Raw genomic sequence first — 11,623 nt, forward strand, 5'->3', positions numbered from 1 at the left:
ATGGGCAGATCGAGTCGCACGCCGAGCTCTTCCAGCACGTCCGCGGCGCCTGATGCGGAAGATAGGGCGCGGTTGCCGTGCTTGACCACGCGCGCGCCCGCTCCAGCGGCCACGATCGCGGACATGGTGGAGATGTTGACGGTCTTGGCCAGGTCGCCGCCGGTGCCCACGACGTCCACGATCCGGCCGGGCACCTCGATCAGCTCCGCGTGCCGGTACATCGCCGCGACCAGGCCCTCGACCTCGTCCACGGTCTCGCCCTTGGCCCGCAACGCGACCGCGAACCCGGCGATCTGCACCGCGGTCGCCTCGCCGTTCATGATGACGTCCATCGCCCACGCGGTCGCGTCGGACGACAGGTTCTCGCGCCGCATCAGCCGGCTGAGGATCCCGGGCCAGTTGTGCGCGCCCTCCGCCGAAGTCGTCATAGTCCTGGCCCTCCTCCCGGGAGTTACACGGTGCGGCCGGCGGTACGCCGCCGTCGGGGCGTCAGGCTACCCGGGTGCGCAGCAGGGCGGCGGCGACATCCGCGAGCCGGACCGGGTCGATCGGGTGCGGCACGATCGCGTCCGCCCGCGCCCAGGTGGCGAGCCAGCCGTCCTGCGCGCGCCCGGTCAGCACCAGCAGCGGCGGGCAGTGGTAGATCTCGTCCTTGAGCTGCCGGGCGATCCCGATGCCGCCGGCCGGCACCGCCTCGCCGTCCAGAATCGCCAGATCGATGCGCACGCCGGACTTCGCGATCGCGTCCATCGCCTCGATCACGGCCGGCTCGGTGGCCACCTCGTGCACCCGCACCTCGGGCAGGTCCGGGGCCGGGCGGGTGCCGAGCGCCCCGCGGATCGCCGCGCGCACGGTCGCGTCGTCGCTGTACACCAACACCGTCAGGACGGTGGGCGGCGCCGGTGGGGCGACGACGTGGTCGACGGTCGACGGGCCGGGCATGGGCCACTCCCTCGTGACGTGGGGCGCGGCGGCCCTGGTCGGTCCCGCGCGCCCGCTGCCTTTCGCTTTCGCTCACGCAGATCGTAGTCGGCCGTCTGTCGTGGTGGAACGCGAGGTGGCACCGGTGGACCGGCAAAGGCAACGATTAGGTCACGGGGCGGGTTCCGGCCGAACGGGGGAATCCGGTCGCCCACGGTTGAGCCGCGGGGGTGAGGGGAAGGAGAATTCCTCCGGCCACGGGGCGGATCGCGTGCGATGTCCGTTTCGACCCTGAACGGCTACTCCATTCTGACGTAACGTCACTCTTTCGAACCGGTAACCCCTACCCCCTGCGTCGGGCCCGCGGGGGCAGGCGACATAATGGCCGCCGTGGCGACAGCAACAGCAACCCAAGCCGCACCCGCGCACCGGGTGCCCAACCGGCCCAACCTGGTCAGCGTCGGGACGATTGTCTGGCTGGCCTCCGAGCTGATGTTCTTCGCGGCACTGTTCGCGATCTATTTCACCCTGCGGTCGGTGTCCGGGAACGACTTCTTCAAGGCCAACGCGGCGCACTTGAACGTGCCGCTGTCCGCGGTCAACACGATCATCCTCGTGTCCTCCTCGTTCCCCTGCCAGTTCGGCGTGTTCGCGGCGGAGCGCCACCAGGTCGCCCGGACCGGCTCGCTGTGGAACCTGCGGCGGTACGGGATGCGCGAGTGGTACGCCCTGGCCTTCCTGCTCGGCGCGGTCTTCATCTCGCTGCAGGTCTACGAGTACTCCTCGCTGATCCGGGACGGTCACCCGATCTCGGAGAACCAGTGGACCAGCATCTTCTACCTGGCCACCGGTTTCCACGGGTTGCACGTCACCGGCGGTCTGTTCGCGTTCCTGATGGTGATGGGCCGCACCTACAAGGCCCGAAGGTTCTCCCACGATCAAGAAGTCGCCGCGGTCGTGGTGTCGTACTACTGGCACTTCGTCGACGTGGTCTGGATCGGCCTGTTCAGCGTGATTTACCTCATCAAGTAACTACGGACGCAAGCCATTAAGGGAACCAAGTCGTGAAATCGCTCTCCATGCGGCGACGCCACCCACTGGCAGCGTTCGTCGTCCTGGCCCTCGCGCTGGCGTTCGCCGGCATGCTGTTCGCCGCCCTCGTGTCGCCCGCGGCGAGCGCCGACAGCGGGGAAACCGCGGCCCAGCAGATCGCGGACGGCAAAGGGCTGTACACGTCGTCCTGTTCGAGCTGCCACGCCCCCAACGCCGCGGGCTCCGACCTGGGCCCGTCGCTGATCGGCGTCGGCGGCGCCGCGGTGGACTTCCAGGTCTCCACCGGCCGGATGCCCGCCAAGCAGCCCGGCGCGCAGATCCAGGCCAAGCAGAACCAGGCCCAGCAGAACATCTTCACGCAGCAGCAGATCGACGACATGGCGGCGTACATCCAGTCGCTCGGCGGCGGTCCGAACGTCCCGGCCGCGAGCGACTACGCCCAGAACGACAGCCTGATCGCGCTCGGCGGCGTGCTGTTCCGCAACACCTGCTCGCAGTGCCACAGCGTCAACGGCATCGGCGGCGCGCTGACCGACGGCAAGTACGCCCCGGCGCTGACCGGCACCTCGCCGAAGGCGATCTACGAGGCGATGCTCACCGGCCCGCAGAACATGCCGGTGTTCGGCGACAGCAACCTGTCGCCGAAGGACAAGCAGGCGATCGTCTCCTACCTGGTCGAAGCGCGCGCGGCGCCGAACTACGGCGGAGCCGGCCTCGGCCGGCTGGGCCCGGTGTCCGAGGGTCTGTTCATCTGGACCATCGGCCTGATCCTGCTGCTGCTTTTCGCGGTGTGGATCGCCGCGCACACCACGAAGGCCTCCGCGGAGCGTGTCGCGAAGGCCGCCGCTGAGAAGGCGGGGAAGTAACCGATGAGCACGGGTGAGATGAACCACGAGGAAGAGCACGGCGGCGCGGTCGCCGTGGAGGAGCACGGCCACGGCGCCCTGGTGCCGGCCGACGACCCGTTCGCCGACCCCGGCCTCGAGCCGCACCGGCCGCGGATCTTCGACATCGACGAGAAGGCGGCCAAGCGGGCCGAGCGGCAGGTGGCCCTGCTGTTCACCCTCTCGGCCCTGTCCGCCGTCGGCTTCATGGTGGCCTACACCGAGATCCCGCGCACCGCGATCGTGAACTTCTTCCCGATCGGCGCGGTCTCGGCGTCGAACTTCGCGCTCGGCGTCCTGCTGGGCGTCTCGATGTTCTCGCTGGGCGCGGGGGCCATCTACTGGGCTCGCACGCTCATGACCGACGTGGAGTTCCCGCAGGAGCGCCACCACCTCGAGTCGGAGCCGGCCGACAAGGCCGCGGCGATCGCCGAGTGGAAGCAGGGCGTCGAGGACTCGGGCATCAAGCGCCGTCCGCTGATCCGCCGGACGCTGATCGGCGCGATGGCGGTCCTGCCGCTGCCCGCCCTTTGGATCCTGCGCGACCTCGGCCCGCTGCCCGGCAACTCGCTGCGCAGCACCGCGTGGACCGAGGGCGAGCTGATCATCAACGACGCCACCGTGTCCCTCGACGGCACCACCGGCACCGGCATCAAGCCCGAGGACGTCACCATCGGGTCGCTGTTCATGTGCCGCCCGGCCGCGGCGCTGACCGCCGGCGAGGACTTCAACAACCTGATGGCGAAGGCGGCGGTCTTCGTGGTCCGGATGGACCCGGCGGACATCGCCTCGCAGCGGGAGCGGGACTGGGGCTACGAGGGCATCGTCGCCTTCTCCAAGATCTGCACCCACGTCGGCTGCGCGGTCGACCTCTACGAGCAGCAGACGCACCACATGCTGTGCCCGTGCCACCAGTCCACCTTCGACCTGTCCGACGCCGGCAAGGTGATCTTCGGCCCGGCGGCGCGCTCGCTGCCGCAGCTGCCGATCATGGTCAACGCCGACGGCTTCCTGGTCGCCCGCAGCGACTTCCAGGAGCCGGTCGGCCCGAGTTTCTGGGAGCGCGGATGAGCGCCACGCCTGCGGAGTTCGCCCCGCCCGCGACGCCGGCGGGCAAGGCCGCCGACTATCTGGACCAGCGCCTCGGCATCGCGAACGCGGCCAAGAGGCAGCTGCGCAAGATCTTCCCGGACCACTGGTCCTTCATGCTGGGCGAGATCGCGCTGTACAGCTTCATCATCCTGCTGCTGTCGGGCATCTTCCTGACGCTGTTCTTCACCCCGTCCATGAACGAGGTGACGTACAACGGCTCGTACACCCCGCTCGACGGCATCCGGATGTCCGAGGCCTACGCCTCCACCATCAACATCTCGTTCGACGTGCGCGGCGGCCTGCTCATGCGGCAGATCCACCACTGGGCCGCGCTGATCTTCGTGATGGCGATCACGGTGCACATGCTCCGGATCTTCTTCACCGGCGCGTTCCGCAAGCCGCGCGAGATCAACTGGCTGATCGGCTTCGGCCTGTTCGTCTGCGCGCTGCTGGAGGGCTTCGCCGGCTACTCGCTGCCGGACGACCTGCTGTCCGGCACCGGTCTGCGTATCGCCGAGGGCGTCATCCTGTCGATCCCGATCGTCGGCACCTACGTCTCGTTCTTCCTGTTCGGCGGCGAGTTCCCGGGCCACGACCTGGTGCCGCGGCTGTTCACCATCCACATCCTGCTGGTCCCCGGCATCCTGCTGGCGCTGATCACCGCGCACCTGATCCTGGTCTTCTACCAGAAGCACACCCAATGGGCGGGCCCGGGGCGCACCGAGGAGAACGTCGTCGGCCTGCCGTTCCTGCCGGTCTACACGGCGAAGGCGGGCGGGTTCTTCTTCGTCATCTTCGGCTTCACGGCGTTCCTCGGCGGCCTGGTCTCGATCAACCCGATCTGGTCGTACGGGCCCTACATCCCGAACCAGATCAGCGCGGGCTCGCAGCCCGACTGGTACATCGGGTTCCTCGAGGGCTCGCTGCGCATGATGCCCAACGTGGAGTTCAACTTCTGGGGCCACACCCTCTCGCTCAACGTGCTGATCCCCTCGCTGATCGTGCCGGGCATCCTCTTCACCGGGCTGGCCCTCTACCCGTTCATCGAGGCGTGGGTCACCGGGGACAAACGCGAGCACCACATCCTGGACCGGCCGCGCAACGTGCCGACCCGGACCGCGATCGGCGTGGCCGGGGCGACGTTCTACGGCGTGCTGTGGCTGGTGGGCGGCAACGACCTGATCGCCACCCACTTCCACCTCTCGCTCGAACAGATCACCTGGTTCGGCCGGTTCGCGGTCTTCTTGGGCCCGGCGTTCGCGTTCTGGCTCACCAGACGGATCTGCTTCGGCCTGCAGCGGGCCGACCGGGACAAGGTGCTGCACGGCAGGGAGTCGGGCATCATCGTGCGCGCGCCCTCCGGCGAGTTCTCCGAGATCCACGAACCCGTCTCGCAGGGCGACCTGCACAAGCTCACCGCGCACGACGTGCACCGGCCGCTCAGCCTCACCGAGGTCGCCGACTCCAACGGCGTCCCGGCGCCGCGGATGCGCCAGGCGAAGCTGCGGGCCCGGGTCACCAAGTGGTACTTCGGCGAGCGCGTGGAGAAGCCCACCGCGGAGGAGTACCACGACGCGATCAGCAGCGGCCACCACTAGCCGCGGTCGCAACCGAAAGCGAACCGGGAAGGCCCGCTCCGAGGGTTCGGGGCGGGCCTTCCCGCGTGTTCCGCCACGGGGCCTGGCAGCGGAGTAGCGGGCGCGGGCACGGCGCCCCTCACGCCACGCCGTTCACGCGGGGCCGTTCACTCCAGGCCGAGCGCGAAGGCCGCCTCGAGGTCGTGGCGCGAGTAGGCCCGGAAGGCGATGTGCGTCTCGGTGCGCACGATGCCCGGGATCTTGTTGAGCCGGCCCGGGATCACCTCGGCCAGCTCGTCGTGCGCGTGGACCCGCACGATCGCGATCAGGTTCCACTCCCCGGTGACCGAGTACGCCTCGCTCACGCCGTCCACGGCGGAGACGGCCTCGGCGACCTCGGGGATCCGGTCGACGTCCGTCTTGATCATGACAATCGCGGTGACCATGCCGAATACCCTAAGGCCCGGTCTGCCTGCGGCCTACTCGCGGCCCACTTCCGGACCACTTGCCGGGACAGCGACGCCGTCGTCGGCGCGCTTTAACGGGCTAGCGGCGGCCGGGATAGGGGAAGTTCGGGTCGTAGGGGTCCTGGTCGTACGGTCCGGGCTGTGCCCAGCCTGGCGGGACCGGGGGCGGCGTCTGTGTGCGTCTTGCGGGTGGGGGAGGGGAGCCGCGACCCCTGCTGCCCACGACCAGCACCGTGTAGAGGAATCCGGCGGTGAAGCCGGCGACGTGCGCCACATAGGCCACCGTGTCGTCTGTAGGCACGCCAAGGAGGTGCTGGACCGACGGCAGTTGCAGGATGAACCAGGAGCCGAGCACCAGCCAGGCTGGGAAGCGCAGCGGTAAGAAGAACAGGAAGGGCACCAGGCTGGTGACCCTTGCCTTCGGGAACATGTAAAGGTACGCGCCGAGCACGGTGGCGATGGCCCCGGAGGCGCCCACGAGCGGCATCGTGGACGACGGGTTGACCGCCGCGAACGCGTATGTGGCCAGGTAGCCGCCGCCCAGATAGAACAGCAGGAAGTGGATCCGCCCGAACCTGTCCTCCACGTTGTTGCCGAACACGTAGAGGAAAAGCATGTTCCCCAGCAGGTGCAGCCAGCCGGCGTGGATGAACATCGCGGTCAGCACCGACACGAACGGCACCTTGTGCGGCATCGCGCCGAGCGGGCAGGCGACCTGGCCGATCGACGTGTCGACCGCGATCTGCGGCTCCTGGGCCGGGGTGAGCTGCCGGTTCGTCACCAGTTCGTGGGGGATCGCCCCGTGCTCGACGAAGAAACGCTGCTCGGTGCACGCCTGGGCGACCGACGGGTTCCCGAGGACCGCCGCGCTCGGCCCGAACAGGAAGACCGCGAAGTTCAGCGCGATCAAGGCGAAGGTCACGTACGACGTGCGCCGCACCGGGTTCTTGTCATGGATCGGGATGACCACCCTCAGATCCTTCCCGGTTTGGTGCCAACTGCGCGCGCGGCGCGCGTGGGGTGCGTGACGAAGGCCGCGCGCGGGAATTCACCCTCTACCCTTGAAGTGTGCGCACCCACGGGGAGAGTGGTATCTGCTGCCGGCCGGAGGGCCGGGATGAGAGGAGTCGACGTGGACGGCCAGGAGTGGGAGGTGCCGATCCCCGACTCCGCCGAGCTGCCCTACGACCCTGACGGAACCGACCCCGAAGGCACGCCGGGCGGCGGTGACTCCGTGCTCGAGGACGCCACGGTGCGACTCGCCTCCCCGCTGCACGAGGCGGTGCGGCAGCGGGTCATCTCGCTGGCCTCTGAGACCGCCGGGCAGCTGCCGCCCGTGCAGGTGCCCACGGCGTTGCGCTCCTTCGCCCGCTTCACGCCCGCCAAGCGGGCCAAACTCGCCGCGATCCCGCTGGCCGCCGCCGTCGAGACCGACACGGTCTTCCGCGGCCGGGTCGCCGACCGGGTCTCCGCCGCGTTCCCCGAGGTCGTGCGCGCGCTCGAGGACGGGGTGCTGCCGGCCGCCGCCGATCCGCGCGACGTCGCCGCGATCGCGTACCTGGTGCGCCCACCCGGCTGGCCGGAGTTGGTCGCCGAGGCGGAGCAGGCGGCGCGCGCGGCCGAGCGGTTCGTCGCCGACGAGCATCTCGGCGACGAGGTCGCCCGCCTCAAGGCCGAGATCGACGTGCTGCGCGACGCCGCCAAGCAGGAAACCGAGCGGTGGAAAGCGGAGCTGCAGACCGAGCGGCGCCAGGGCGACTCGCTGCGCCGCCAGATCAGGTCGCTGGAGGCGGACATGCGCCGCGCCCAGGCTCAGGCTCGCCGGGCCGAGACCGAGGCGCAGGCGGTGCGCGACGAGGCCGCGGGGGCGGTGTCCAACGCCGAGGCGGAGCTGCGCCGGCTGCGCACCCGGCTGGCCGACGCGGAGAGCGCGCTGGAGTCCACACGGCGCAACGCACGGGAGAATCGCACGGCCGACGAGGTCCGGCTGCGGCTGCTTCTGGAAACCATCTCCGAGGCCGCCACCGGGCTGCGCCGCGAGCTGGCCCTCTCGCCGACCGACCAGCGCCCGGCCGACATGGTCGACGCGGTGCGCCCGGCCGCGCCCGGCACCGGCGACGTGTCCGAGAAGGCCCGCGCGACCGACGACCCGGCGATGCTCGACGCGCTCCTCGCCCTGCCGCGCGCTCACTTGGTCGTGGACGGTTATAACGTCACCAAGACCGCCTTCCCGACCCTGTCCCTGCAGGAGCAGCGGGTCCGGCTCGTAAAAGGTCTCGGCACGCTCGCGGCGCGCACGGGCGCGGAGGTCACGTGCGTCTTCGACGGCGCGCAGCTCGGCGGTCCGGTTCCGGTGCCGCCGCACAAGGGCGTGCGCGTGCTGTTCTCCCGTCCGGGTGAAATCGCCGACGAGCTGATTAGGCGCCTGGTGGCGGCTGAGCCGCAGGGCCGCCCGGTCATCGTGGTCTCCTCCGACCGGGAGGTGGCCGAAGGGGTCCGCCGGTCAGGCGCTCGCCCGGTGCCCTCGACGATGCTCGTGCGGGCTCTGGCGCGCGGCTGAGGCCCGCCGAACCAGGCGCCCGCGTATTGGCCCGACCGAGTGAGCAGCCGTTGCTCTGAGAGTGACTGCCTCGCTACGGTGCGTGCGGTCCGCCGTTTCGGGGACGGCCGGGGTATCCCGCGCCGCCGGGGCGGACCGCCGCCGAGCGTGGAAGGAGTGACGCCGAGCGTGGCGTCCCATAAACGCGCGTGCCGCCGCAGAACTCTGTTGCGCGGAACCGGCGTGGTGGTCTCCACCCTCGCGGTCGCCGGATTCACCGCGAGCGTCGGCCACGCCGAACCGGCCGGGGGCGGGGCGAACCGCGGGGCGGGGAAGGGGGCGGCGCCGGACGGCGGCACCGCGGGCAATCCCGCGCAAGATAACGCAGGAAATCGCGGACCGGCCTCGGCCAGCGCGGCCGAGGCATTCGCGGCCACGTCCGCAGCGGTCGAGCAGCAGGTCGCAAACCTCTACCAGCAGGTGGACGCCGCCACCCAGCAGTACGACGCCACCGAAGAACGCATCGCGCGGCTCCAGGCGGCGGTCTCGGGCGAAAGCTCGAAGGCGGCGCAGTTGCGGGACCAGCTCGGGACGGCCTCAGCCGGACTCGGCCGTCTCGCCGCCGAGCAGTACCGCGACGCCGGGATGAGCCCCGAGATGGCTCTGGTCTTCGCCACCCATCCGGACGCGTACCTGGAAAAGGCCGGGGTGGACGACCGGTTGGCCGACCTGGCCCGCCAACGGGTGCTCGCCGCACTGATCGACCAGCGGCAACTGAACACGCTCGAGCGAGAATCCGCCGCCAGCCTGTCCGATCTGAACGTGGCTCAGACGCAGCTCGCCGCGCACCGGTCCGACATCGAAGCGCGGCTCGCCGACGCCCGCAACAGGCTGGACATGCTCGGCGGCGCGCAGCGGCAGCAGGTGACGGCGGCGCTCGCAGGCAGTCTGCCCGGCGACGGTCTCGGCACCACGGTGTCCGTCGCGGCCCCGACCCTCAGCTCCCTCATCGCGTCGGTCGCCGCTTCCACAGGGAACGGGGCTTCAGCCGCAGCCGCAGCCGCAGCCCCAGGCACGCCCGCGCCGACCGCTGTCCCGTCAGCCGCCGCCCCACCGGGCGCATCAGTAGCCGCGGCGAATCCGGCCGGAGCGCCGTCCCCGGGCGCGACGGGCGCGGACGGTGCGGCCCCTGACAACTCTGCGGACCAGAGCACATCACCGGGTGACGAGGCACGCATAATCAAGGCCATCTCCGCCGCCTACTCAGAGCTCGGCAGGCCCTACGTCTGGGGCGCGACGGGCCCGGACGAGTTCGACTGCTCCGGCTTGACCCAGCACGTGTGGGCTTCCGCCGGCGTCATGCTGCCGCGCACTTCGCAAGAGCAGGCCAACGCCGGTGAAGGCGTCCCGCTGTCCGACATCCGCCCCGGCGACCTCGTGATCTACTACGCGGGCGACACCCACGTCGGCCTCTACGTCGGCCAGGGCCTGGTGATCCATGCCCCGCGGCCCGGCTCGTTCGTCCAGTTCGCGCCCGTCGACTCGATGCCGATCGACAAGATCGTCAGACCGGTGCGGTAGGGCGTGCTTAAGAAGGATCGTCAGATAAGCCCGCAGCGATCCTTCTTAAGCACGCCCTAGCTGGCGCGGTTTCTCCCTCCCGCTCGTCGCGGCGATCGTGTCCGCCAGAAAGTGGTAGCGACACCCGCGACGGATCGGTCACGGGGTGTCGCGGGCGGCGGGCCGTGGCGCGGGGGCCACTGCCCGCCAGAGGGCCGGAGTTCCCTGGATCGTCGCGTTCCTGACGGACCGTCGTGTGTGGCGGCACAACCGGATCTGAGATCGTGGCGGCATGGTCCGCACGCTCGTCGTCACGAACGACTACCCCCCGCGCCCCGGCGGTATCCAGGAGTTTGTTCAGTCGATGGTCGACGGGTTCACTCCAACGGACGTGGTCGTCTACGCCTCGACCTGGCACGGCCGCGCGGAGGAGTGCCGCGCGTACGACGCCGCGCATCCGTACCTGACCGTGCGCGAGCGGACCTCGGTGCTCCTTCCGGAGCCCCGCCGCGTGCGCCGCGCCTGCGAGATCGCCCGAGCCGAGGGCTGCGAGGCGGTCTGGTTCGGCGCTGCCGCCCCGCTCGCCCTCATGGCGCCCTCGCTGCGGCGCGCGGGGGTTCGCCGGCTGGTCGCCACGACACACGGCCACGAGGTCGGGTGGGCGAAACTGCCCGGCGCCCGCCAACTGCTACGCCGAATCGGTGAATCGGTCGACGTGGTCACCTATCTGAGTGAGTATCAGCGCACCCGGATCGGGGCGGCGCTGAGCCCGGCCGCCGCCGCGCGGATGGCGCCCCTCTCGCCCGGTGTGGACATCGACCGCTTCAAGCCCGAGAACCGCGGCGCGCCCGAGACCACCGCACTGCGGGCCCGGCTCGGACTCGCCGACCGGCCCGTGGCGGTGTGCGTGTCGCGGCTGGTCCCGCGCAAGGGCCAGGACACCCTCATCCGAGCCTGGCCCGAAGTGCGCCGCTCGGTTCCGGACGCCGCGCTGCTGATCGTCAGCGGTGGCACTTATCGCAAGGATCTCGAGCGCATCGCCCGCGAAGCCGGCGTCGAGCGCGACGTCGTGTTCACCGGCGCGGTGCCGTGGGCCGAGCTGCCGTTCCACTTCGCGGTAGGAGACGTGTTCGCGATGCCGTGCCGCACCCGCCGTGGCGGCCTAGACGTGGAGGGCCTCGGCATCGTCTACCTCGAGGCGTCAGCGACCGGGCTGGCCGTCGTCGGCGGAGACTCCGGCGGCGCGCCCGACGCAGTGATCGACGGCGAGACCGGCTACGTCGTGTCCGGCCGCTCGATCAGCCAGACTGCCGGCCGGGTGGCCGAACTGCTCGCGGACCCGACGCTCGCCACCAAGATGGGGCAGGCCGGGCGGGCGTGGGTGCAGGAGCGGTGGCAATGGTCATCGATCCGGGCCCGGTTCCGCGCGCTGCTGGATCCGGACGAGGGGGCCTAAGGGCTCAGGGCGTCGAGCGGATCTACGGAGGCTGGGAAAGCCCCTGCGCCGGACCGAGGAGCAGTCCGGCGCAG

10 protein-coding genes and 1 pseudogene are annotated in these 11,623 nt (G+C 70.5%); 7 read left to right on the plus strand and 4 right to left on the minus strand.

Going from position 1 to position 11,623, the window contains the following annotated elements:
* Both VGZ32_RS13455 and VGZ32_RS13460 read right to left on the minus strand, forming a co-directional pair.
* Positions 1-428: pseudogene (locus tag VGZ32_RS13455) on the minus strand (anthranilate phosphoribosyltransferase); the annotation flags it as partial.
* A 61-nt stretch (positions 429-489) separates the two neighbouring features.
* Positions 490-942 carry a hypothetical protein gene (locus VGZ32_RS13460; RefSeq protein ID WP_326886328.1) on the minus strand — a complete coding sequence of 151 codons (453 nt, stop codon included), beginning with the start codon at positions 940-942 and terminating at the stop codon, positions 490-492.
* A 360-nt stretch (positions 943-1,302) separates the two neighbouring features.
* Between VGZ32_RS13460 and VGZ32_RS13465 the strand changes: the two genes are divergently transcribed.
* Genes VGZ32_RS13465 through VGZ32_RS13480 form a run of 4 tightly spaced genes read left to right on the plus strand, consistent with a single transcriptional unit; the run spans position 1,303 to position 5,548 of the window.
* Entirely contained in the window at positions 1,303-1,953 is a 651-nt protein-coding gene (locus tag VGZ32_RS13465; RefSeq protein ID WP_326886329.1) for a heme-copper oxidase subunit III, read from the plus strand.
* 32 nt (positions 1,954-1,985) lie between these two features.
* Entirely contained in the window at positions 1,986-2,840 is an 855-nt protein-coding gene (locus tag VGZ32_RS13470; protein ID WP_326886330.1) for a c-type cytochrome, read from the plus strand.
* 3 nt (positions 2,841-2,843) lie between these two features.
* Complete coding sequence (locus VGZ32_RS13475) at positions 2,844-3,929, plus strand: ubiquinol-cytochrome c reductase iron-sulfur subunit (protein WP_326886331.1); 1,086 nt, start codon at positions 2,844-2,846, stop codon at positions 3,927-3,929.
* A complete protein-coding gene (locus VGZ32_RS13480) occupies positions 3,926-5,548 on the plus strand; it encodes a cytochrome bc complex cytochrome b subunit (protein WP_326886332.1) in 1,623 nt (540 codons plus the stop codon). Before VGZ32_RS13475 ends, VGZ32_RS13480 begins: the two co-directional genes overlap by 4 nt.
* A gap of 146 nt (positions 5,549-5,694) precedes the next feature.
* Here VGZ32_RS13480 and VGZ32_RS13485 read toward each other — a convergent pair whose 3' ends face one another.
* Positions 5,695-5,973, minus strand: coding sequence for an Lrp/AsnC ligand binding domain-containing protein (locus VGZ32_RS13485; RefSeq protein ID WP_326886333.1), 279 nt, complete (start codon positions 5,971-5,973; stop codon positions 5,695-5,697).
* Between the two features lie 100 nt (positions 5,974-6,073).
* On the minus strand, positions 6,074-6,964 hold the full coding sequence (locus VGZ32_RS13490; protein ID WP_326886334.1) for a rhomboid family intramembrane serine protease: 891 nt from the start codon (positions 6,962-6,964) through the stop codon (positions 6,074-6,076).
* Positions 6,965-7,111: 147 nt separating this feature from the next.
* On the opposite strand from VGZ32_RS13490, the gene VGZ32_RS13495 reads away from it, so the two are divergent.
* From VGZ32_RS13495 to VGZ32_RS13505, 3 genes are all read left to right on the plus strand, one after another.
* Positions 7,112-8,554: an NYN domain-containing protein gene (locus tag VGZ32_RS13495; protein ID WP_326886335.1), complete on the plus strand. Its 1,443-nt coding sequence runs from the start codon at positions 7,112-7,114 to the stop codon at positions 8,552-8,554.
* A 168-nt stretch (positions 8,555-8,722) separates the two neighbouring features.
* Positions 8,723-10,114 (plus strand): C40 family peptidase, encoded by a 1,392-nt coding sequence (locus VGZ32_RS13500; RefSeq protein ID WP_326886336.1) that lies wholly within the window; start codon positions 8,723-8,725, stop codon positions 10,112-10,114.
* Between the two features lie 271 nt (positions 10,115-10,385).
* Positions 10,386-11,549 carry a glycosyltransferase family 4 protein gene (locus VGZ32_RS13505; protein WP_326886337.1) on the plus strand — a complete coding sequence of 388 codons (1,164 nt, stop codon included), beginning with the start codon at positions 10,386-10,388 and terminating at the stop codon, positions 11,547-11,549.
* Positions 11,550-11,623: the final 74 nt, after the last annotated feature.

The organism is Actinocrinis sp., from assembly GCF_035938995.1.
In the GTDB taxonomy this organism is placed as follows: domain Bacteria; phylum Actinomycetota; class Actinomycetes; order Streptomycetales; family Catenulisporaceae; genus DASZGI01.